The sequence below is a fragment of the Rhodoferax bucti genome, assembly GCF_005876985.1.
Classification (GTDB): Bacteria; Pseudomonadota; Gammaproteobacteria; order Burkholderiales; family Burkholderiaceae_C; genus Allorhodoferax; species Allorhodoferax bucti.
In genome coordinates this window covers 168,284-191,098 of record NZ_VAHD01000002.1, presented here as the reverse complement: position 1 = coordinate 191,098, position 22,815 = coordinate 168,284, and the positions used below count along the sequence as shown (strand labels likewise).

At 60.4% G+C, this 22,815-nt stretch carries 21 protein-coding genes; 7 read left to right on the top strand and 14 right to left on the bottom strand.

What is annotated here, in order from left to right; genetic code table 11:
• Positions 1 to 120 precede the first annotated feature (120 nt).
• From FDM28_RS07360 to FDM28_RS07350, 3 genes are read right to left on the bottom strand one after another with little or no spacing between them, the layout of a single operon-like run.
• Positions 121 to 1,023: an enoyl-CoA hydratase/isomerase family protein gene (locus tag FDM28_RS07360; RefSeq protein WP_240791939.1), complete on the bottom strand. Its 903-nt coding sequence runs from the start codon at positions 1,021 to 1,023 to the stop codon at positions 121 to 123.
• Between the two features lie 3 nt (positions 1,024 to 1,026).
• Positions 1,027 to 2,181: an acyl-CoA dehydrogenase family protein gene (locus FDM28_RS07355; protein ID WP_138514520.1), complete on the bottom strand. Its 1,155-nt coding sequence runs from the start codon at positions 2,179 to 2,181 to the stop codon at positions 1,027 to 1,029.
• Between the two features lie 45 nt (positions 2,182 to 2,226).
• Complete coding sequence (locus FDM28_RS07350) at positions 2,227 to 3,849, bottom strand: acyl-CoA carboxylase subunit beta (RefSeq protein ID WP_138514519.1); 1,623 nt, start codon at positions 3,847 to 3,849, stop codon at positions 2,227 to 2,229.
• Positions 3,850 to 4,006: 157 nt separating this feature from the next.
• Here FDM28_RS07350 and FDM28_RS07345 point away from each other — a divergent pair, with 157 nt between their 5' ends.
• Positions 4,007 to 4,303, top strand: a complete 297-nt coding sequence (locus FDM28_RS07345; protein ID WP_138514518.1) for an SCP2 sterol-binding domain-containing protein — start codon at positions 4,007 to 4,009, stop codon at positions 4,301 to 4,303.
• 8 nt (positions 4,304 to 4,311) lie between these two features.
• A complete protein-coding gene (locus FDM28_RS07340; protein WP_138514517.1) occupies positions 4,312 to 4,788 on the top strand; it encodes a MerR family transcriptional regulator in 477 nt (158 codons plus the stop codon).
• 97 nt (positions 4,789 to 4,885) lie between these two features.
• Here the strand turns inward: FDM28_RS07340 and FDM28_RS07335 are convergent, their stop codons facing one another.
• Together FDM28_RS07335 and FDM28_RS07330 are read right to left on the bottom strand one after the other, a co-directional pair.
• Positions 4,886 to 6,844, bottom strand: coding sequence for an AsmA family protein (locus FDM28_RS07335; protein WP_170211648.1), 1,959 nt, complete (start codon positions 6,842 to 6,844; stop codon positions 4,886 to 4,888).
• Positions 6,845 to 6,926: 82 nt separating this feature from the next.
• Positions 6,927 to 7,313, bottom strand: coding sequence for a translational machinery protein (locus FDM28_RS07330; protein ID WP_138514515.1), 387 nt, complete (start codon positions 7,311 to 7,313; stop codon positions 6,927 to 6,929).
• A 196-nt stretch (positions 7,314 to 7,509) separates the two neighbouring features.
• On the opposite strand from FDM28_RS07330, the gene FDM28_RS17735 reads away from it, so the two are divergent.
• Positions 7,510 to 8,172, top strand: a complete 663-nt coding sequence (locus FDM28_RS17735; protein WP_206021931.1) for an SPOR domain-containing protein — start codon at positions 7,510 to 7,512, stop codon at positions 8,170 to 8,172.
• Between the two features lie 131 nt (positions 8,173 to 8,303).
• Here the strand turns inward: FDM28_RS17735 and FDM28_RS07320 are convergent, their stop codons facing one another.
• On the bottom strand, positions 8,304 to 9,221 hold the full coding sequence (locus tag FDM28_RS07320) for a PEP-CTERM sorting domain-containing protein (RefSeq protein WP_138514514.1): 918 nt from the start codon (positions 9,219 to 9,221) through the stop codon (positions 8,304 to 8,306).
• 428 nt (positions 9,222 to 9,649) lie between these two features.
• Here FDM28_RS07320 and FDM28_RS07315 point away from each other — a divergent pair, with 428 nt between their 5' ends.
• From FDM28_RS07315 to FDM28_RS07305, 3 genes are all read left to right on the top strand, one after another.
• Complete coding sequence (locus FDM28_RS07315; RefSeq protein ID WP_138514513.1) at positions 9,650 to 10,999, top strand: tyrosine-type recombinase/integrase; 1,350 nt, start codon at positions 9,650 to 9,652, stop codon at positions 10,997 to 10,999.
• Between the two features lie 73 nt (positions 11,000 to 11,072).
• Entirely contained in the window at positions 11,073 to 11,672 is a 600-nt protein-coding gene (locus FDM28_RS07310) for a type IV toxin-antitoxin system AbiEi family antitoxin domain-containing protein (protein ID WP_138514512.1), read from the top strand.
• On the top strand, positions 11,669 to 12,571 hold the full coding sequence (locus FDM28_RS07305) for a nucleotidyl transferase AbiEii/AbiGii toxin family protein (RefSeq protein ID WP_138514511.1): 903 nt from the start codon (positions 11,669 to 11,671) through the stop codon (positions 12,569 to 12,571). Before FDM28_RS07310 ends, FDM28_RS07305 begins: the two co-directional genes overlap by 4 nt.
• Before the next feature lie 27 nt (positions 12,572 to 12,598).
• Here FDM28_RS07305 and FDM28_RS07300 read toward each other — a convergent pair whose 3' ends face one another.
• From FDM28_RS07300 to FDM28_RS07290, 3 genes are all read right to left on the bottom strand, one after another.
• On the bottom strand, positions 12,599 to 13,591 hold the full coding sequence (locus FDM28_RS07300) for a site-specific integrase (protein WP_240791938.1): 993 nt from the start codon (positions 13,589 to 13,591) through the stop codon (positions 12,599 to 12,601).
• Between the two features lie 127 nt (positions 13,592 to 13,718).
• Positions 13,719 to 14,081, bottom strand: coding sequence for a hypothetical protein (locus FDM28_RS07295; RefSeq protein WP_240791937.1), 363 nt, complete (start codon positions 14,079 to 14,081; stop codon positions 13,719 to 13,721).
• 219 nt (positions 14,082 to 14,300) lie between these two features.
• On the bottom strand, positions 14,301 to 14,540 hold the full coding sequence (locus tag FDM28_RS07290; RefSeq protein WP_138514510.1) for an AbrB/MazE/SpoVT family DNA-binding domain-containing protein: 240 nt from the start codon (positions 14,538 to 14,540) through the stop codon (positions 14,301 to 14,303).
• A 142-nt stretch (positions 14,541 to 14,682) separates the two neighbouring features.
• Between FDM28_RS07290 and FDM28_RS07285 the strand changes: the two genes are divergently transcribed.
• Entirely contained in the window at positions 14,683 to 14,928 is a 246-nt protein-coding gene (locus FDM28_RS07285) for a hypothetical protein (RefSeq protein ID WP_138514509.1), read from the top strand.
• A gap of 150 nt (positions 14,929 to 15,078) precedes the next feature.
• Here the strand turns inward: FDM28_RS07285 and FDM28_RS07280 are convergent, their stop codons facing one another.
• From FDM28_RS07280 to FDM28_RS07260, 5 genes are all read right to left on the bottom strand, one after another.
• Positions 15,079 to 16,737, bottom strand: a complete 1,659-nt coding sequence (locus tag FDM28_RS07280) for a thioredoxin domain-containing protein (RefSeq protein ID WP_206021930.1) — start codon at positions 16,735 to 16,737, stop codon at positions 15,079 to 15,081.
• A gap of 71 nt (positions 16,738 to 16,808) precedes the next feature.
• Positions 16,809 to 17,750: a peptidoglycan-binding domain-containing protein gene (locus FDM28_RS07275; RefSeq protein WP_170211645.1), complete on the bottom strand. Its 942-nt coding sequence runs from the start codon at positions 17,748 to 17,750 to the stop codon at positions 16,809 to 16,811.
• A gap of 748 nt (positions 17,751 to 18,498) precedes the next feature.
• Entirely contained in the window at positions 18,499 to 19,941 is a 1,443-nt protein-coding gene (locus FDM28_RS07270; protein ID WP_138514507.1) for an ATP-binding protein, read from the bottom strand.
• Positions 19,942 to 19,944: 3 nt separating this feature from the next.
• Positions 19,945 to 22,437: an Hsp70 family protein gene (locus FDM28_RS07265; RefSeq protein WP_138514506.1), complete on the bottom strand. Its 2,493-nt coding sequence runs from the start codon at positions 22,435 to 22,437 to the stop codon at positions 19,945 to 19,947.
• On the bottom strand, positions 22,434 to 22,808 hold the full coding sequence (locus FDM28_RS07260; protein WP_138514505.1) for a hypothetical protein: 375 nt from the start codon (positions 22,806 to 22,808) through the stop codon (positions 22,434 to 22,436). The genes FDM28_RS07265 and FDM28_RS07260 overlap by 4 nt, the downstream gene beginning before the upstream one ends.
• Positions 22,809 to 22,815: the final 7 nt, after the last annotated feature.

The window sequence follows — 22,815 nt, the reverse complement described above, 5'->3', positions numbered from 1 at the left end:
GCGCCTGCGGGGCGATGCGCTTTGCTCCGTGTCCCCCGCCCGCTTTGCGGGCTCCTCCTTGACCTACGCAAAGCGCATCGCCCCACAGGCTTGGAGTGGCTTTGTTGGTTGACCATAAATTCATGTCACGGCCCAGGTTGGTTTGCGTTTTTGTATGAATGCGGTCATGCCTTCCAAGCCTTCGGCGCTTTGCGCTGAGTGGGCGAATACGGCTGCGGCTTGCTCCACCAGATCAGCAGCCGGGCTAAAGCGCGCTTGCTGCATCAAGGCTTTGGTGGCGGCCAAGGCGCCGGGGGCGCAGGCCAATAAGTCGGAGAGCACGCGACTCAGTGTCTGCGGCAGGTCGTCAGCACTGTACAGCTCATGCACCAAGCCCATTCTGTGCGCCGCAGTTGCGTCCAAGCGCCCGCCGGTCACGGCCAAACGCTTGGCCTGCGAATAGCCCAAGCGCTCGACCAGAAACGGCGCGATCTGTGCAGGCACCACGCCCAGCGACGTCTCGGGCAGGCGGAACGAAGCACTGTCTTCCGCCAGCGCCACGTCGGCCACACAGGCCAGGCCGAAGCCGCCGCCCATGACCGTGCCTTCGAGCACGGCCACCACGGCCAGCGGGGTCTGGGCGTAGGCCACGCACAGGCGGCCGAAGGCGGCGTTCACCTCTGCAATCGGGTCGGGCGCGCCAGCCTCGCGCTGCATGGAGCGCATGCGTGCGCCAGCCATGTCTTTGAGGTCCGCACCCGCGCAGAAGTGCCCGCCTGCGCCGCGCAACACCACCACGCGCACAGCGCCTTCGTTGCCTGCGGTGGCCTCAGCCGCCTGCAACGCTTGTTGCAGCTCGGCCACCATTTGCAGCGACATGGCGTTGCGCGCCTCAGGCCGGTTCAGGGTGATGTGCAACACCGCCCCCACCTGCTCTGCGCGGATATGCCCGTAGCCTGGCGCAGGCGTGTCCGCTCCTTTTTCAGGAGCTGCTTGCGCAATATACATGGGCGCCAGCGGGCTATTTGACTCAGAAACCTGCATAGCTCAGGCGGCTTTACCGGGCAAGGTGCCTTCGAGCTTGCAGATGATGCCAAGCATGATTTCGTCCGCCCCGCCACCAATCGAGATGAGGCGGCTGTCGCGGTAGGCCTGCGAGATCGGGTTATCGGCGGTGAAGCCCATGCCGCCCCAGTACTGCAGGCAGCTGTCGGTCACCTCGCGGCTCAAGCGGCCCGCCTTGAGCTTGGCCATGGAGGCCAGCTTGGTCACATCCTTGCCGCCCACGTATTGCTCCACCGCACGGTAGGTGAGCGCGCGCAGGCACTCCACCTCGGTGCGCAGCTCGGCCAGGCGGAAGTGCACCACCTGGTTGTTGAGGATGGGCTGGCCGAAGGTCTGGCGCTGGCGGGTGTAGTCGATGGTGAGGTTGATCAGGTTGTCCAGCGAGCGCAAGCTGCTGGCCGCGCCGTAGAGCCGCTCCTCCTGGAACTGCAGCATCTGCAGCATGAAGCCCATGCCCTCCTGGCCGATCAGGTTACGCTGCGGCACCCGCACGTTGTCAAAAAAGAGCTGGGCTGTGTCGCTGCTGTGCATGCCGATCTTTTCGATCTTCTGGCGGGTGATGCCCGGCGCATCCATGGGCACGATGATGAGCGACTTGTTCTTGTGCACCGCGCCTTCGCTGGTATTGGCCAGCAGGCAGCACCAGTCGGCCTGCATGCCATTGGTGATCCACATCTTGGAGCCGTTGATCACGTAGTCGCCGCCGTCTTTGCGGGCTGTGGTCTTGAGGGCGGCCACATCCGAGCCGCCGGTTACCTCGCTCACGCCTATGCAGCCCACCATGTCGCCCGCAATCGCCGGCGCCAGATACTGGTTGCGCAGCTCGTCGCTGCCGAAGCGTGCCAGTGCCGGAGTGCACATGTCGGTCTGCACGCCGATGGCCATGGGCACACCGCCCACATTGCTGTCGCCCAGCGCCTCAGCCATCACCATGGAGTAGCTGAAGTCCAGCCCCATGCCGCCGAACTCGGTGGGGTACTTGATGCCCAGCAGCCCGAGGTCGCCCATCTTCTTGAACAAGGCACGCGCCGGGAAGATGCCCGCTTTCTCCCACTCCGCAGTGAAGGGGTTGATCTCGTTGGCCACAAATTTGCGCACCGTGTCGGCAATCTGGGTGTGCTCGGAGGTGAATTTCATGGGGTGTCCTCGGGTCGTTGTAATGAGTGAGTCGGTCAGCCGCGCTCAGAGGCGGGCCACACCAAAAGTGTTGGCGTTCAGCCGGCGGTCAGCGGCCTCGGCAGCCAGCGCCAGGCACAGGCCCAGAATGCGGCGGGTGTCGCGCGGGTCGATCATTCCGTCGTCCCACAAGCGGGCGGTACCAAAGAGGGCCGCGCTCTCTTTGTCCAGCCGCAGGCGCAGCCCGTCGGACATGGCTTTGAGCGCTTCGTCATTCGCCTCCATGCCCATACGCTCCACCTTGGCGCGGTTCACGATGTCCATCACCTTGGCGGCCTGCGCGCCGCCCATGACTGCGGTGCGCGCCGTGGGCCAGCTGAAAATAAAGTTCGGGTCAAACCCGCGCCCACACATGCCGTAGTTGCCCGCTCCATACGAGCCGCCCAGCACTACGGTGAACTTGGGCACGCGCGCGTTGGCCACCGCCTGAATCATCTTGCTGCCGTGCTTGATAGCGCCATTGCGCTCGGCTACCGAGCCCACCATGTAGCCGGTGGTGTTCTGCAAAAACAGCAGCGGTGTGCCGCTCTGGTCGCACAGCTGGATGAACTGCGCCGCCTTGGTAGAGCCCGCGGGTTGAATCGGCCCGTTATTGCCCAGAATGCCCACCAGCCGCCCCTCGATGCGGGCGTGGCCGCACATCATCTCGGGGGCATAGCCGGCCTTAAACTCCAAAAAGTCCGAGCCATCCACCAAGCGGGCAATCACCTCGCGCACGTCGTAGGGCTCGCGCTCGTCGGCAGGGACGATACCCATCAGCTCCTGCTCGTCAAACAGTGGTGCGGCAAAGCCGGCGCCCTGGGCTGGAGCTGGTGGTGCAGTGTCCCAGTTGATCTTGTCCATCAGCTCGCGGGTCAGGGCGATGGCGTGGGCGTCGTCTTCAGTGAGGTACTCACCCAGGCCGGTCACTTGCGCATGCGTCTCGGCGCCACCCAGCTCGTCGTCTGTGCAGTCCTCGCCGATGGCGGCTTTCACCAAGGGGGGGCCTGCCAGGTAGATGCTGCTGCGCCCGCGCACCAACACCACGTAGTCCGACAAACCCGGCAGATACGCGCCACCCGCCGTGCTGGAGCCATGCACCACCGAGATTTGCGGAATACCCGCTGCCGACATGCGCGCCTGGTTGGCAAAGCTGCGCCCGCCCTCCACAAAGATTTCCGACTGGTACATCAGGTTGGCGCCGCCACTCTCCACCAGGTAAATCACCGGCAGCTTGTTCTGCAGGGCCACCTCCTGGGCGCGCAGCGCCTTCTTGAGGCCCATGGGTGCAACCGTGCCGCCTTTGACCGCACTGTCGTTCACCGAGATCAGGCAGCGCTTGCCCGCCACGGTGCCGATGCCGATGATGGAGCCGCCGCCCAGCACGGCCTTTTTGCCGTCGTCGTCGTGCATGTTGAGGCCTGCCAAGCGGCTCAGCTCCAGGAACGGCGAGTTGCGGTCCAGCAGGCGGGCCACGCGTTCACGCGGCAACAGCTGGCCGCGCTTCTCAAACTTTTCGCGCTTGCTTTCCGACTCGGCAATCACCATGTCCTGCAAGCGCTGCACCTCGGCCAGCAGGCCCTGCATGCGCTGGGCATTGGCGGCAAAGGCATAGCATCGCGGGTTGATCTTGGAACGCAGGGCAGGCATAGGTCTGGGCTTTCTGAGTTGCTTGACGCATTAGAGGCCAGGGTGACGTTAACGTCAACCAGTTGCCGTATAGGTGTTTTCACTGTGCCTTACGTTATGCTCGGCCACTACCATCCGCCACGGTCCATTCGATTTACCCGACACCGGAGAACACCACATGTCCCTCGAATCCGCAACCCAAGCCATCCGCGCCAAAGTGGGCATTGATAGCGGCCTCAACGCCACCCTGAAGTTCGACATGGGCGCTGACGGCGTCATCGTCATCGACGGTGCCAGCACCCCCAACACGGTTAGCAACACCGACACCGATACCGACTGCACTGTGGGTATCACCTTGGACAACCTGCAAGCCATGCTGGACGGCGACCTGGAGCCCGCCACCGGCTTCATGGCCGGCAAACTCAAGGTCAGCGGCAACATGGGTGTGGCCATGCGCCTGCAACGCGTGATCTGACCCTGCGCATGGCCAAAAATGCCCCTGTGCCCGACGCCCTGACCGACGCGCAAGCGTTTGTCGACTCCCACCGCGACGAGGGCACCACCGAACTCTTCGGCATCACCGAGCTGTGCCGGGAGTTCGGCATCACCCTGCGGGCGCTGCGCTTTTATGAAGACAAGGGCCTGCTCGCCCCCCGCCGGGTGAACGGCGCCCGCGTCTACACCCGGCGCGACCGGGCGCGGCTGGCCCTGATCCTGCGGGCCAAGGCCATCGGCTCGCCGCTCTCAGAAATCAAAACCTATCTCGATTTGTATGGCGACCACGGCGAAGGCCGCGCGCAGCAGCTGCAATACGTCATCTCCCGCACCGACAACGAGATCACCGAGCTGGAGAAAAAGCGCGCCCAGATCGACGCCACCCTGGCCGAGCTGCGCGTCATCAACGGCAGCTGCCGCGCCCTGCTGATCGAACGCCAACGCAAGCCCAAGGCCAAAGCCTGATCACTCGGGGTTGAGTGCCAAATCGGCCTCTAGCGCTCATGGAATATGCGCGGGCAGCTCCTAAAATAGGAGCAAATACAAACTCACTGCGCGCTGCTCACTTGCCCAGCAAGCCCTTGAACAGGTCTTTGGCCTTGTCTTTCACGGCGTCTTCGACCTTGGTTTTGATCTCCTGCTTTTTCTCTTCCACCCTGGCCTTGGTGGCGTCTTCCAGCATGGCGCCGAATTCGATTTTGTAGCTCAGCGCCTCAAACGGGCCGCTCAGGCGCACCGGCACGGTCAGGCCTTTGAGCTGGTTGGCGTCTTTGCCACCCTGCCCTTCGCCGCTGGCCACCACCGTGGCCTTGGCCAGGTAGTTCATCTGGCCCGCACCCACATCGATATCGCCCGCACCGCCCAGCCGGATGAAGGGGGACTTCATGCTCAGGTCGTCGTTGCGGGCCACGCCGTTGGCGATTTTGAAGCTGGCAGTCAGTTCCGAAAAGTCGGTCTTCTGGCTCGCATTGGCCGCCTGGGTGCTGTCCGCCTGGCCCAGCTTGGCTTTCACATCGCGCAGGCTTTGCGCGAGGTTGATGCCCTTGATGGCGCCGTCTTTGAGCGCCACTGCCGCGCTGCCGCCCAGCACCTTTTTGAACGCGCTCACCGTCTCGCCGCGGGTGTTCACATCCAGCGTGATGTTGCCGCGGCCTTCGAGCATGTCTTTGTTCAGCAGGTCTTTCATCAGCGGGTTGATGCTCACGCCCTGCAGGTTCTGGCGCAGGGCGATCTGGTTGTCATTGGCGTTCACCGACACGCTGCCGCTGGTGCTGCCTTCATAGAGCTTCATGCTCAGCGGCGCCACATCGAGCTTGCCACCGGCCAACCCCAGCTTGGCGTTGATTTGCGCCAGCTTGAGCTTGGCCACCTGCAGGCTGCCGATGTGGATGTTGCCCTGCACCGTGGGCCCTTTGAGGGCGGCCAGGTTGATGGTCGCATCTTTGCCCGTAGCCTCTTTGGCCGATGCCTCGCTCGCAGGTTTGGGCGGCAGATATTTGTCCACATTCAGCTGGTCAATGTCCAGGTCAAAGCCCAGCGACAGAGGCGCGAACCTGGCCACGTTGAGCTTGGTGGAGATGTTGGATTCATCAAACTTGGTAGCAAGGGCCAAGGCCGCGCTTTGCTGCGCCAGGTTCACTTGCAGACTGCCATTCAGCGGCAGACTGAGCTGCTTCATGGGCATGTCGGGGTGGGCCAGGTCCAGGCTGCCGGTGAGCTTGCTGATGCGAATGGCGTCGGCATTACCCTCTACCCCGCTCAGCGCCAGCTTCAGCAGTGCACTGCGGCCACTGCCCTGCACACCCGCACTCAGGGTGACTGCCTCGCCGCTGGAGCGGGCGGGCGACAAAGCCAGTTTGGGCGCGTCCAGCGCGAGGCTGAAGCCGTCGGCCCCGGCCCGGCCTTTGATGGCGAGGCTCAGCTTTTCGATATTGGCCGTTTTAGCGCCCGTGTCCGCCTGCACATGGCCGGTGGACAGGCTCAGGTTGTTGATGTTGGTGGTGCTGCCAGCCTGCTCGTCGCGCCAAGTGAGCTGGGCATCGGCAATGCGAATGGCAGCCACGTCGATCTTGAGGGGCTCTGCCGGCTGCGCAGGTGCATCGGCCGGCGCGGGCTGGGCGCTTGGGTCGCCCAGCAGGTCGGCAATGTTCAGGCTGCCGTCTTTGCGCTTGATGAGGGTGGCCTTGAGGCCGGTCACGTCCAGAGCGCGCACCTGCACTTGTTTGCTCAGCAGCGGCATCACCGCCACCGAAACGCGGGCCGACTGCAGGGCCGCAAACTCGGTGCTGCAGCCCCGCTCCGAGAGGGTGACGCCGTCAAGCTGAATGCCCACATCCGGCCACACCGAGAGCTGGGGCTTGCCCGCAATCACCAGCGTGCGCTGCTTTTGCTCCAGTACGGTGCGGCTGATTTCGGCCTTGATCTTGTCGCCATCAAACAGCGCAAACAAGGCGCCCACCGCCACGGCCAACAGGCCCACCACCGCCAGAACCACCCACCCGACTATGCGAAGCGCTTTCATGCCTACCCCTTTATGCCAACCACCACCATGGTGCGCGGTCATTCTAGGGGGGGCGGGTGAGCCGCGTCGGTGCGGCAGGGCTTCAGGCCAGCATCGGGTCTTTGGTGATGAAGTACTTGCGGGCGTAGGCCACCAGCTGGGCGTCAGTGGGGTGGTCTATGCTTTCCACACCCACTACTTTGTTGCCCACCTGCGGGTCGTGGCTGTGCAGGTGCTTGATAAGCTGCAGCTTGGCCTGCGCGGGGCCCACCACCAAGATTTCTTCAGCGCCCTTGAGCGCCTCGGCAATGGCGTGGAAGTACTGCTTGTCTTCGGCTGCCTTGCCCGAGCCCACTACGCCGCTCTTGGCGTGCACATGCGAATGCGGGTGCTTGGGCCGCACGATGGAGGCCTCCACATCATCCGGCGCAATGTGCATGACGTGTGCTTCAGAGTGATCCAACCAGACAACGGCGTGGTAATGCGACATGGTGTGTTTTCCTAAGTGATGAACAACATAGTCAGCGTATGCCTCTGGCTGCATGGCGTGTTGCGCTGCGTCAAGGCGCGCGCAAACGGTAGAACCACGCTTTACATACAGTACATTTTGAGGATTGCGCAACAGGCCTTGGCCTGTGCAGCAAGCGCACCGTCTTGACCCGTTTTAACGAGAAAGCAGCAGCCCCATGTCTTCTGTGCCCCACCTGCCTATGGCCCACCCCACTGTGCGTACCGGCCGCGCCCTGCTGGCCGCCGGCTTGATCGCCAGCGCGCTCTCCGGTTGCGCCATCTGGCCCAAGGCGCTGACCTGGGGCTCAGACGACACACCGCCACCCGCCCCTGCTGCCCAACCCGTCACGCCCCCACCCGCACCGCCGGTAGTGGTGGAAGAAGCCCCCAAGCCCAGCCCGGCACCGGTGCCCGCCAGCACCGCAGACACGGCACCCCTGGAGCCCCAGCCGGTCATGAAGTCCACCCCCGTGATGGCACCGCCCGAACCCGCGCCAGCCCCGGTCGCAGCCAAAGGCAAAGGCAAAACTCCAGCCGGTGCGCACAGCGCGGCCGACCACAAGACCAGCGCGAAATCAGCCGCTCCCAAATCAGGTAGCGGCGAATTGGTACCCGGCTTCTATATCAACGTCGGTTTGTTTGCCGTGCCCACCAACGGCACCAACGCCTTCCGCACCCTAGAGAAGGCTGAGCTGCCCGTGTTCACCGATGTGGTGAAGAGCAAAAAAGGCCCCCTCACCCGCGTGCGCGTGGGCCCCTACCTGAGCAAGGCCTTGGCAGATGCTGCGGCCGAGAAGATCAAGGGGATGAAGCTGGAAGCGGTGGTGTTTCAGCACTAAGGTACGGGTGCACTGATTGCTGCTGCGCGGAATAAAGAAAGCCTGTGGGTCGTGAGACGCACAGGCTTTTTCTTTGGAGACACTTAAAAGTGAAGAGGCGTGCTGGTTAAGCGCACCGTTGAAGGTGAAGGTTATGCAGTCGCAGTCTTGCGACGCGCAAAGCGACCCACCATCAACAAACCAGCCAGCATCAACGCATAGCTCTCAGGTTCTGGCACAGCCGTCGTGATGCGGGCTCCGCCTGCACCCGAAATTTGCAAGGGATCGGCGATGCTGGCAGACACGCCACCACATTCGTAGGCACATCCATCAGGATCTTCCCAGCGCGCAAAACTCGAGAGGGTGTAAGTGACATCCACGACCTGACCCGCCGCAAAAGAACCCAAGTTCACTGCACCTGCAAAACCCGTAATGGTGTAACTTGCGTTTTGATCTTGACGTTGGTACTCATCATCAACAGCGGGCTGGTACCAGACATCGTCATGCGCAACCGTTGCACCGGTTTGCACGAAACTAGCGCCAGCCCCATTCAGAGTCAAAGTCTGACTAGCGCCCCAAACGGATTGCCCATTCACAGAAATGTCAGCAATAAAGCCACCTTGCATGTTGCGTGTGGCTACATTCGCGGTCCACCCTCCCAACCTCACGTATCCACCAGTGATATCGATGTTCATCTGATAGCTCGTGGGTACCAAGCCACTCACAAAACTGGTGTGCCAAACCGAAGAGCTCACGCCAACACCGCCGGCTCGCAGGCCAACCGAACTGTTCATATCACCCGACACACTGGTGTACGCATCCAAATTCATGTAGGTCGAATGCCCGGCGGCCTCAGGGTCATCTGTTCTCACGAAGTCGTCGGAAGTGGCAGAGACCTCGGAGCTCCCTGCGTTAGCAACAGAGGCCCCATTCAATGTTTCGAGATAGGTCCCCGCATTGAGCCCGGACGGGTTGTAGGACACGATTGCTTTTACGTCTTGCGCGTGGGCAGAGCCCAGAACAGACATGGTCACTGCAACGCCGGTAGCCCAAACCTTCAAATTGCCCATATTCGTACTTTGGTTTTAATTCATCGAAACGAGCGACTGCAATGACAGCCCCTCCCCACGAACGAGTTTAAAGACCACTAGCCACGCAAGGGATAGTTCTTTCAGACTATGCGCTGAGGACTTCGGGAAATAAAAAAACCCGCTGCGAAAGTCGCAACGGGTTTTTGAGGGGTGTTCGAATGGTAGGCCGTGACAGACTTGAACTGTCGACCAAAGGATTATGAGCATGGTTACGGCTAATGTTGTTTTTCGCCACTCGTCGCCCTCTGTAGACAACGGACGTTAACAACCTCAACAGCCCTGCGGGTTCAAACGGCAAAACTCGGTAAACCGTGACTGGCCTCGATGAATGCTCACGGTAGCAAACGTGCGATCTATTGCTACAAAAGGCACGGGTTCCGTAGCCACTACGTAGCAAGATTTCCCGCATGCACAAAGACCAATCAACCCCCAGCAACCGTCTGAACTTTACCAAGCGAGCCCTCGACCGGCTGACGCTGCCGTCCGAAGGCGTGGCCTACTTCTACGACACAGACACCAAAGGACTCGCGATCAGTGTCGGCAAGACCGGCCGGAAGAGTTTTCTGCTGTACCGCAAGATCCAAGGCCGACCGGAGCGCGTCAAGATCGGCCGCTACCCAGATGTGACCATCGAGCAGGCCCGCAAGACCGTCGCGGCGCTGAATGCAGACATCGCGCAGGACCTCAATCCAGCCGAGTCAATGCGAGCCCGACGCAGCGAGATAACGCTGGCCGACTTCTTCAAGGTGTACTACGAGCGTCACTCGTCCGTCCGCAAGATCTCCCACAAGGAAGACCTCGATAAGTTCAAGCGCCACATCAACACGACTGATTACGGAGTCAACCTTGCGAAGCTACGACTGTCGGACATCACGCGCGCTCAGCTGATCTCCCATCACGCAAAGATGGGCCACATCCCGACGACGGCCAACCGCGTGATTGCACTCATCAGCTCGATGTACAGCCGCGCCATCCAGTGGGGCTACTTCGACGGCAACCATCCCTGCCGGGGAATGGACAAGTACAGGGAGAAGTCCCGCTCAAGATTCGTACTCCCCGATGAGATGCCCCGCCTGATGCTGGCCATGGAGCATGAAACGAACGAGCTGGTGCGTGACTTCGTGAAACTCGCCCTGTACACGGGTGCACGCCGCAGCAACGTCATGTCGATGCAATGGCCGGATGTTCACCTTGAACGCAAGGAATGGAGCATCGAGAGAACCAAAAATGGCGAGCCACAGACCGTGCTGCTGACCCCCGAGGCCATCGAGGTTCTGGAACGAAGAAAGAAGGCTGCCCAAGGCAGCAATTCACTTTTCGTGTTCCCTGGTTCCGGCGAATGCGGTCATTTGGTGGAGCCACGAGGGGCTTGGGAGCGCATGCTGGCGCGCGGCACGGCGTTGGGTTTGGTTGAGGCGTTGGCGGAGAAGGCAACGGCCAAGACCTTCGACTACCAACTTGCCCTTGAAGAGGCCATCGACTTCCCGGTCCAAACCATCGAACGCTACACGCCATTGGCGGAGAAGCACGGGCTGCACTTGCAGCACTACGAGATGCGTGACCTGCACATTCATGACCTGCGCCGCACTTTGGGCTCTTGGCTTGCCAGCAGCGGCACCAGCCTGCCCATCATCGGCAGGGTTCTGAATCACAAGACCCCGGAAGCCACCAAGGTCTACGCTCGATTGATCGTCGCCCCAGTTCGCCACGCCATGGAAGAAGCCACGGCGGCCATGCGCAAGATCGGCGAGCAGTAGAACCCCAAGGCGCGGGGCCGATTGAATTTCGCATCACTTGAACAAAAGTAGTGCGGATATTAAACTACCCCTCATGAATCAGTCTGACCACATCCTCGAACTGGCCCGGCACCGGCGCGTGCTGCGGGCAGCGGATGTTCGCGAGCATGGCTGGTCACCGCAGCTGCTGATCCGGCTGCATCAGGCTGGCAAGCTGCAACGGTTCGCCCGTGGCCTATACGGACTGCCCGACGCCGAAGTCACCGAGCACCAGACGCTGACCGAGGTCTGCCAGCGTGTGCCCAAGGCCGTGCTGTGCCTTCTGAGTGCGCTGCAATTCCATGAGATCGGCACGCAACTTCCGCACGAAGTGTGGATCGCGCTGCCCGAGGCTACGCAAACCCCGGCCCTAAGCTACCCCACGCTGCGCATCACGCGCCTGCGCGGCGCCGCCTACAGCGACGGCATCGAGACCGTGACCGACCACGGCGCCCCCATCCGGGTGTACAGCGCCGCCAAGACGGTGACCGACTGCTTCAAGTTCCGCAACAAGATCGGACTAGACGTGGCACTGGAGGCGCTGAAGGATGCTTGGCGCAGCCGCAAGGTCACCATGGCCGAGCTGAGCCACTTCGCCAAGATCAACCGGGTCGAACGTGTCATGCAGCCCTACCTGGAGGCGGTGACACAATGACCGGCAACCTCTCCGCGTCAATCCTGGCTCGACTGCTGACCCTCGCCAAACAGCGCGGCGACGACTACAACCTGCTGCTGAACCGCTTCGGGATGGAGCGCCTGCTGACGCGCATCAGCATCTCACCGCATGCCGAACGCTTCCTGCTGAAAGGCGCCCTGCTCTTTGCGCTCTGGTATGACAACCCGCACCGACCGACAAGGGACGCCGACTTGCTGGGGTTCGGCCCTGACGACGAGGCGAACCTGATCGCCACCTTCCGCGAAATCGCCGCCATGGACCTGGGGGACGGCATCGTGTTTGACCCCGACTCCGTGAAGGCCGATGCCATTCGCGAGGACAACACCTACGGCGGCACCCGCATCACGCTGGTGGCACGCATCGGTTCCGCACGCTGTGCCCTGCAGATCGACGTCGGCTTCGGTGATGCCGTTACGCCGGGGCCACAAACAGTGGCTTACCCCACATTGCTGGGCGACTTCCCAGCCCCCACGCTGCGGGTCTATCCGGTCTACACCGTGATCGCCGAGAAGTACCAGGCCATGGTGATGCTTGGGCAAGCGAACAGCCGCATGAAGGATTTCTTCGACCTGGCGGTCATCGCGCAGCGCACGGAACTGGACGTCGCCACGCTGGCCACCGCCATCGCCGCCACCTTTTCTCGACGCCAGACCGCCCTGCCCACCGAGCGGCCCTTGGCACTGACCCAGCAGTTCAGCGAAGACGCCGCAAAGCTGCGCCAGTGGCAGGCCTTCCTGAACAAGAACCGCATCGAAGCCGCGAGCCTGGGTGAGACCGTCGCACTGCTGGACGACCTGCTGTGGCCACCGACGCAGGTTGCGGCTTCTGGCAGTCAGGCGACAGCCACATGGCGTCCCGAAGCCCTGCGCTGGGTCTAGCCCAACCTGCAACGGCTTCGGGCATCTTCAAAGCAGCGACGGAATCTTTCGCTTCTCGACCGGCCGGATGTAGCGGGCCAGCACGGCATCGCTGCGGTGCCCAGTCTGCTCGCGGATGAGCCATGTGGGCAGAGACGCCATCGCCGCCGTGGTCACGTAGCCTGCGCGGAGACTGTGACCTGAAAATTCTTCCGGCTCACGCCCCATGGCCTTGGCCGCGCGCTTCACGATCAAGGCCACCGACTGCGCCGTCAGCGGGTCATCTGACACCACACCGCCCTTGGTCACCGAGCGGAACAGCCAGCCGGTCTCGATGCCCGCCACCGCCAGCCACGCCTTGAGGCTCTGGATGGGGCACCGCTCGCCGCTGGCCTGCGGCAGAAACACCGAACGCCCCTTGCCAAACTGATCGGTCTTGGAATACCGAAGCAGCACCTCGGCATGGGTCTCGTGGAAGGTCACGTCCTCCACCCGCAAGGCCACCAGCTCAGCACGGCGGAACGCACCGGCGAAACCGACCAGCAGCAAAGCCCTGTCTCGCGCTGCCTTAGTGGGGTGTGACTTCTGCTGGTCGAGCACGGCCAGCATCTCCAGCAGCACGTCGCGGGTGATTGGCTTCACTGCACGCTGGCGGGTGCCGTGCTGGCGGCGGATGCCTTTCATGGTCGCCACGACCACATCGGCCCGCGTCGGTGACTTCAGCCCTTGGTCGCGGTGGGCCTGCGCGATGGACACGCAACGCCGCTCCAGCGTCGCCACTTTCATGGCCGGGGCCAACTTCGCCAAGTACTCCGCCACCATGGCCGGAGTTGCCGGTATGGCCCCGCCGTGCTGGATGAAATGGCGCACATCGCTGGCGTAGGCCCGCTTGGTGGCTTTCGAGCTGGCAGAGGCGACATAGCCAGCCACGGAGCCGGTCGGCGGCTTCTCTGCCGTTTTGGCTGCGGTACTGGCGGTCGATTCTTCGCTCGATGCTGGCGATTTGGTGCCAGCCGATGCGTGCGGCTTTTTGGTGGTCATTTTGGTAGTGATAAGTGCGTGCTATCGCTACGAACGCAGCGACAAAAAAGCCGTGCGGCGCGAGCGCGGCACGGCGGAATGAGCTGGCCGCAACTTTGCGCTGCGGCCTGCGGACGGTGATTTGGGGTTAGTAGCAGCTGGGCAGCAGCACCGTGGTGACCGACCGGTCCCACTCGGTGATGACCCACACGACCGCCGGGTCGCCTTCCTTGCCAATGTCGAACAACGAGAAGATGCGTGATTCACCAGACAAAACAGCCTGCCAGTTGGCATTGCGATCCTCCGCGCACATGGCGTCCCACTCGCACCGCTGGTGACGGCGCAGCAAGTCGAGGACGTTCCCACCGCGCTTTTCGATCAATCGCAGCGCGGGCGGCGTGGCGACGACATCGCCCAACTCGAAGAGCACGGGCGGGTGGATGGCGATGGGCAGTGGATCGTTGGGCGATGCAGGGCCTGCCTTGGGAGGCATGGCGGATTTTTGAGACATGGGGTTTCCTTCAGATGGGGTTGCGCCAACCTGCCCGCCAGAAACGACAAAGGGCTGAGACAAAACGTCTCAGCCCTTGGCGATGACCGGCAGCGGTCGGCAGATTTGCTTGCGCGGCGCGGCTGACCAGTTGAAGTCAGCCACCGCCGCGTCGTCACAGTAGCGCGGGGCGAAACCGGCCGCAATCTCGGTGTGACTTCGCTTCAGACGAACCAGAAATCACCACACATCCCAGCTGTCGTCATCGGACGACTTGGCGTCAGGGGTGGGCGCGCTGCCATTCGGGACGGCGTAGCCCGGTGGGACCGCGCCCTGACGAGCCGCCCTCACCAGAATGTCGCCCGAATCGAGCAGACGGATGTAGAGCTGGTCGCCGCATTGCAGACCGGCCCGCTCGGCAATATGGCTCGGCACTCGAACACCGAGCGAATTACCCCATTTCGACAGCTTGCTTGGCATGGTGTTGCACTCACTTCATTGATACACATTGGCTATTGCAAATTGGCAGCAGGTGCCCTTGCTAACCATGCTTCTGTCTTTGTAGTGCTGTCTTGTAAAGGCTCCGGGCGGAATTTCCCGCATCAACCAGGAGCAATCCACCATGCAAGCTCAGACCATCGAACGCCGCTTCAAGGCAAACCGGGTCTTCATCAACAACCAAGTGCGGATGGGTAACTACACCCGCTTTGACCTCTGGTGCGGCCTCATCGTCAACGTCTACGACACCGGCAGCGTGGTCGTTCAAGGCCGCATCCGCGCGTTCCCTTATCCCTACGACCCTCTGCCGGGGATTCGCAAGAGCCTGCCCTTCGACACCGCTTGGCAGTTCTCCCGCGCCAAGAAGTAAGGTCAGTCCGGTGGCGGTCGGTGGACCGCCACGGCGGTCTGCACGGTGATCCGACAGGATTACACCTCTGAGGCTGGAGGGCAAAAGTGCGAGCAAGGCGCTTAAACCGTATGCCAATCCCCTATCTTCATTCAGGTCGAGCGTCAACCCTCAGGACTTGAAGTAGTCGCTCAACCTGTCTACGCCCTTTTTGAAGCCTGATCGAACGACATGATCTAAGAGATGAATATTCCAGTGATCTTTGTATGACCCTGATCCATACGTCTTCTTGTCAGCTTTAGAACCAATAACAAACTCGCCATTGGAACTCCAAACTTGCACATCACTCCATGAGAGACGCACTTTTTCATTAGCCCCCAGAAACTTGTGCTTCTCAAGAGTTACACATCGATCCTCAACGATCATGTTGCCAAAGTGAAGAGCTTTCCCTGCCTCCAGCGCCTCACTCATTTCAATCATGAGCCGTACACAAACAGCCCTCCACAGGGCCTCAATGAATCCTGAGTACGTGGCTTCCTTCCGGAGACTAATTGAAGTTGCACCTGATCGACTCGCAAAAGCAATTTCATAGTCCGTACCTGTAGGAATGCCATTGACCGAGTTACGCACTGCGCCCCAGCGCACAGCAGTAATGGAATCAAGTGGGTACCGCACCCCTTTCCAGTTAATTCCATCGACAGAAATCGATAATGAATCCTTGAAGACAACCCCCACGTCAGCGGAAAACGAAATAGCACGAGCCCACTCGGCTTCTCTGGCCTTAGATTGCGCCTCCGCAACTGTTCGCTTGGATTGAATTTCTGAGAGCGCACTGGCATCCTGCTCAACCCTTTCAGCAAACTCCGGCAACTCAGCAAATATTTCCCCGAGCAACCTTGTAAGTCTTCTGGACTGATTGATCTGGTCGTGCTCATTGAACAGGTCGATGGCCAGACTTCTGATCGCGTAAGCCAACGTATTGCTGGCATCGTGGTCAATGCCGCGTGCCTTCGCGCTCAATTGAATGGGCTGAGCGAAGCGATCCCAGTTCCTGGCCACACGCTCCAACTTGTCAATCAACGGCGCCGTCGCGGATTCACCACCGCTTGCTACTCGTCGGACTGACTCGATGAGCTTGTTTACGGTTGCCGCCTCGTTCTCAAGGACGCTTTGCACCTCAATCGCGTACCCATCGACCAACTCATCGATGAGCTCTGGTGCATGATCCTCACCCCCACACGTTGCACCATCCACAGCCGCGGTGATCGCTGCGAGCAAGGCCTCTGGGGGCAAACGATTCAGCGCATCCTTGATTGCGGACCGGAAATATCGCTTCCGTTCAAGCAACTCAGCTTCAACTTGATCAACTGCCTTCACCTCTGGAAAGCCAGAAATGGTCCGATCCTCATTGATGTCTCGGATCACTTCATCTGCATTCAGGTCGTCGACAAGCACAGCAAGCTCTTGGATGAACTCGGCCAGGTCCTCCGGTGGATAGGAACTTGGCACCGCCTCGAATGCAGCGGCCAGGAGGTTGCAATGAGCGAGCGTTGGCAAACCCGTCTCACCACGAACAGCCATGGCGTCGACGAGCAGGCCATCTAGCAATTGAGAAGCGCGACGGGGGGAGACGCCCGGCAGCCAAGCGATCTCAGCCACCAATCGGTTTCTGGGGTTTGTTAGGTCGCTTCTCGCCTTCTGACAGTCGTCGGGATTGAGTTCAAGCGATTTGTGTTCAGCTTGATCGACGATCTTGCGGCGATCGTCCCTGCTGGTTACGCCGAGTAGCGCGAACGCGGTGCCGTGCAGCTTTGAGGACTTCATGCTCATCCTCACCGCTCCTTTTGGAAGTCCGGTGTCATGCAGGAGTTTTTCGTATTCATATTGCTTTGCCTCGCGGACTAAATGGGCGAACAACCGGCCCCGACTTGCTTAAAGCCTCGCTTGCAGGTCCAGTCCTTTCCGGTGTAATCCAACTCGGCATTCACGGGTATCTCGACGCGCTCGCAACCGCCTCCGAGTAGCTTAAAGCCTCGCTTGCAGGTCCAGTCCTTTCCGGTGTAATCCAACTCGGCATTCACGGGTATCTCGACGCGCTCGCAACCGCCTCCGAGTAGCTTAAAGCCCCGTTTGCAGGTCCAATCCTTTCCGGTGTAGTCCAGTTCTGCATTTGCAGGCATGTCAACACGTTCGCAGCCACCTCTGATTAGTTTGAAGCCACGCTTGCAGGTCCAATCTTTCCCGGTGTAGTCCAGTTCGGCATTTGCGGGCATGTCAACAGATTCGCAGCCACCTCTGATTAGTTTGAAGCCACGCTTGCAGGTCCAATCTTTCCCGGTGTAGTCCAGTTCGGCATTCGCAGGCATGTCGACACGTTCGCAACCAGTTCCGAGTGGCTTAAAGCCCCGTTTACAGGTCCAATCCTTTCCGGTGTAGTCCAGCTCTGCATTTGCAGGCATATCGACACGTTCGCAACCAATGCCGACCTGCTTAAACCCCCTCTTGCATGTCCAGTTCTTCCCGGTGTAATCCAGCTCGGCATTTGCGGGGATTCCGCTCTGCCTTGGAATGTCCTGGCTGGGAGGCAACGTCGGGGGTTGTACCGGCGTTGGCACTGCAGACTTCGTAGCAGCCGAGCTCTGCGCAGGTGGCAGATGCTCCGAGAGGCGCTTCAAGAGTTCCAGACCGGGGGTTCCGTCGACCGGGATGTTTTGGTCGCGCTGGAAAGCTGAAATAGCTGCTCGCGTCTGTTCGCCAGCGAATCCATCCTCCTCGCCAGCGTCATAGCCAAACTTGTTCAACCTTCTCTGTATTGCTTGAACGGTGAAGTCCGGCTTCGCCACCGGAATCTCAGGAAGACGATTGGTCGAGCCGACTGGCGCAGACGCGCGAGAGAACCTTGCTCGGCCCTCCGCCTCTATCTCGGATCGGTGTTGCTCGACCTCGGACCGAGCGTTTTCCAAGGTGCCGCGCCTGTACCTGAACTGTCCGCATCGGCTGTTGTAGTCCGCTACGAGCGCGTTGAATCGGTCTATGTCCGTGTCGCTGTAGCTACTGATAACCACCTTGGCCGCGTCTAGTCGGATGTTTTCCGCTGTGCAATATCGCAGCTGAGGCATCGACAAGCTCAGACCGTTGCCCACCGGAGGCGGCTCCTCTGTGGGCCGATTGGACTGCTGGACAGCTGGCGTTGACGGCTGCCAAGCTGGAGTCGTAGGTGGCGCAGACTGGGATTCCGGAGCCGGCGTATAAGTCGGCGATGTGCTTGGGGTGCGCTTGTCTGAAAGCGATGCGAGCCAGATCAACCCAACCACTACCGCGATGCCGGCAATCCACTTCCCTGTTGATCCACCTCCGCTTGGTTGCGGTGGGGGTTGATAGGCAGGATTCTGCTCCGACGAAGGTGACGAATTTTGAGACGCGGCCGCACCAGTCGTCTCACGACCAGCCGCACGCGAAGGCGCTTCTGCAGTTCTGCCAACTTCCGATACGGTAGCGTCGACATCTGAGACCAACGACGACAGGCCAGCGAACCCTTTAGTCCCGTCCTTGCCATCTTGGTCGTCTGTACCTTTTCCCACATCCCGCCCCTCAAACGAAGCCTATGCGGCGCTGACTTCCGCCCTCGCGCTCCCGTGCTGGCGTTGCGGCCATCGCGGCAAGCAGGCTCTCTTGATTCAGCTGGTCCCTTCCAGCACGCGCGGCCAGCCGTGCGCCTTCGCGCACGATGAAAGTCACATCGGACAGGGGCCGGCCTGCCATTTCCCTTGCAAAGGGTCGTGGGTCTACCGAATGATCTTTCGGCAACGTGGACAAGAGCTTCTCAAGCAGGGACAGCACCTCAACTTCACTGGCAAAGTCGACCTTGATAATGTGATCGAAGCGCCCTCGACGAAGTATTGCAGGATCAATCATCTCGATCCGATTCGTCATCGCAACGACTAAGACATCGCTCTTGGCGGCCTCAGGAATCCGCCTCAGAAACTCGGCGACCTCTTCAACACGGTGGTGACCGCTGCCCATCTCGCGGTCGGCGAGGAAAGCCTCCATCTCATCGATAACCAGGACTGACGGCGCGTTCTGAATCGCCTTATCAAAGACCTCTGCCACCTTCTTGCTGGTCTCGTGGATGTAGGGGCTCGCGACACTAGATGCATCAATCTGAAAACTTGGCCAACCTAGGAAGTCGACCAGACGGTCAACAGCGAAGGTCTTCCCACAGCCCGGCGGCCCGTGCAACACAACAGCCGATGGGAACTCGATCCCAAGCGCCTTGTATCGGTCACGGTTCTGAACTATGTCGACTATGTGTTCGTTGAAGAACTCGGCCAAGTCAGGACGCCCTGCAAGCTCGAACACCGCAGGCCTGTCAGTCTCATTGGTGGGAGTTGTCGAAGGCTCTCTTGACCGCTCCTCCGGATTTGGCTTTTTCTCATCAGGTGCAGTGCGTCGCTTTGTCGCAGGAACGACTTCGGCAACCTCAAATCCGGCAGCTTGGACTACGTCCTTCAAATGACCGGCGCCCAGCCAACTCATCGTCTGGCGTAGGCGCCTGAAAGCCTTCGCTGATACCGGTGCCCCTCCGGTCAGCCAGTAACCCAACACAACGTCATCGTCCGTCCGTGATGAAATGCTGTATGTGGGGAGGAGACGGCTAATCTTCTCGACGTAGAGCGCATCCTGAAGGGGCGACTCTCCATCGACAGTTCGAGTTGCCTTGAAGGCCATTGCGAATGACAGCGCCTCGGCCTTAGTGTCCGGTGACTTTCCTTCAGTCACAGGGCACAAGACTTGAGTGGCCCCACAGGAGATAGATCGCAAGCGGCGATCGCCATAGTCGAAGGCTTCAAACTGCCCGTCGTCGGCGATCCCGGAATCAACCCAACGCTTGGCCAGTTCATCCAGTGCGACCAGTGCTCGGCCGGCACCTTGCGTCTCCAAAATTTGCCAATTTGCCCCCTCAAACAGCGCCACTCGGGTTTTGGCGCCGTCGGGCAGCTTGAAGCCAATTGGAAGCCACGAGTCAATTGCCATGACTTAGCTCCGCACGATGTTGGCGCCAGCCATCATCTCATCGTCACCACCGGATCCAATGCGTATGGAATCCATTTGTGCCACGACAGTGCGCAGCTTGTCGATGTCATTGGCCATGAGAGCCTCGGCCCCAAGGTTAGAAAGCTGTGCGTGCTCTCTTGCGTCGGGGAAGAGGTAGGAGTCCTTCGAAAGCCATTTGAAGCGGTCAATGACGAACCAGTCTTGACGCCAGAGGATCATGAAGTTCTTGCTGCGCAGGTCGTCCAGATGGGCCTCAAAGTCGCCACTGTTGTTGTCGATGGCGCGCTGGGCAGTCTTAGCCAAGTTGTCAAACGCGTTAGTCTCGGTTGGCCTGGCGTGCTCACGAACTAAGCGGTCAAAAAAGTCCACTGCCTTACCCAGCTCCATCTGCCGGATTTCCTTGAGGTGATCCTTCCTAGCAAGTGCAAGCAGTCGCTTGGCTTCCTGCACGTTGTCCATGGCCTGCTTCGCAGTCTCCGGATCTGTCTCTGTTGACTTGATGGACTCAGCCTGTTCGAGTTTGTCTCGCGCCTGCTCAAGCCTCGGGTCGTCAATCTTCGACTCCATTTCCTCCAGACGCTGCTTGGCTTGCTCCGACTGCTCCTCGACCAACTTGGACGCCTGGGAGTAATCGATCTGACCGTCTTGGCGAGAGTAGAAGTTGCGACCGCTGTGGAAGGATCCGCCGATCGAGGGCACAGAGACTTCCATCACGATGTTGCCTGAGTCGAGGATTTCGTACTCCAGGACTAACTCCGCGCCTGCGGCGATGACACCATCGTCAAAGTCCGAGGCTTTGATCTCAAACATACCGATGAATCGGTTGTCGTTAACGGGGTCGGCGATCTCACCTTCCCACAGCTTGAACTTGATCGACCCCGTGCTACCGGCACGCAGGGACTCCTCGGCCTTGAAGGTCTTCTTCCCCTTCTTGGGAAGTTGGTCGCCTTCACGCACCAGATAGTCGAGCACCAAGCGCCCGCCGAGCTTTTCCCTCGCCTCAATTCCGATCGAGTGAGACGCTGGAATCGCATCAATGCTCGCGGCGGTCCTTGCGATGACGATCTTGTCTTCCTTGAGTGCGACCGGGCCGCCCTTGGAGTCGAACACGAACACCTTGAAGGTGTTTTCGCCGGGCTTGGAAAGCGTCAGATCGACCGACGCTCCGTCCTTCAGCGCAAGGCGCCCCGAGGACCACCCCGTATCGAGACTGTCGATCTGAAACTCTGCACCGGCGGCGGCCGTACCGCCGACCTTGACGACCACCTTAGCCCTGGAGTCCGGTGTCCGAGCGATGTAATTGAAGGCCAGATCGAGTGCGCCGCCCGCACTCAGGGCACCCCGGCTGCTCTTGCGACCACGACTCTGGGACTTCCAGTCGATGGATTCCGCGAATACGGCGGCGCCTTCCGCCACAGCAGTCATCGGGTTGACGTCGGTCGACGGTGCGATCCCAAGTTCGAAGGCAACCTTGTCGCGTAGGGGCTTGTACTGGGTTGGTCCGCCTACGAACACCATGCGTTCGACGTCGTGTGCGCTGAGGCCAGCCTTCTCTAGGGTGTCGCGAGCCGACTGAATAGCCTCATCAACCTTCGGGGCGATCAACGCGTCCAACTGCTTCCGTGTGAAAGGGATGTCGACGTAGATCTCTGCGCCTGATTCGTCACTCACCCCGAGATCGGACTCAGTCAGGCTGATAACCGACTCTTCCTTGGCAGATAGCTCGATCTTCGCCTTCTCAGCGGACCACAGGCACATCCGCAGCAGGGATTTGTACTTGGTCGATGTAGTTAAGTCCTCAGGAAGGTCGAAATTCTCGAAGAGCCAGGGTTTCACGACGTTATCGAGAATGGAGCGGTCAAAGTCAGTGCCGCCACACATGGCGACGCCACCGTGAGCGAGCAAGCTCACCCGACCACTGATGCTTTCGGCAATCGCAATATCTAGCGTGCCGCCGCCCAGATCGAAGACCAGGAAAACGCCGTCGCCCTTGCGCTGCTTCATCACGCACATTACCGCCGCCACCGGCTCCTGCATAAGTGCAACGCTCCCCAGGCCCGCCATCTCGGCAGCAGCAAGCGTTGCGTCCTTCTGCATCTGGTTGAATGCGGCAGGAACCGTGATGACCGTTCCCGTTGCACCCCCATTGCGGATCTCTTCGGGTAGGTAGCCGAAGCACAGCTTGAGGATCTCCGCAGAGCACTCCTCCGGCGTCATCGTTATGTTTACGGCACTCAGCTTGACGGGCGTGCTCGTGCCCATCATTCGCTTGAACTTTGTTGCGGCGTTGTCCGGATTCTTTGCTGCGCTGTCGTAGGCCCGTTTGCCGAGGTACTTATTTCCTCGACGATCGATGAAGATCGCCGACGGTGTTACATCGTTCTGGTCGGGGCTCTTGTACAGCCGGACCGCTTCGCCGTCATAGGAGCAGATCGCGCTGTTGGTCGTGCCGAGGTCGATTCCGATGTATCTCATGCTTGCACCTTCTTGAGCGTCACAGTTCCTTGCCGACGCAGGCCTTCAGGCCCCATGAGGATCGGCTCGACCATCTGCTCAACGATCAGGACGTCGTCCGGACCGAAGTCACCGATATTGATTGCGGAGGCTGCCATTCCGGGGTCGAATGGGTGTCCCTCGACGTTGACGATCTTCAGACCCGCAGCGTCGAGACTCTCCTCGACCTTCTTCTGGAAGTAGCGCATCTGGTTCACATACCGGGAGCTTTCTCCAGCGTCGAGCTTGCTGACGAGGCGGGCAAAGAGACGCGTGAAGCGCCAGCTCTCCACTGCCATGTCCATGAGTGAGCGTTCGATCTGCTCGCCTCTGTCAGTTTGTTCAGTCGTCATTTCGATC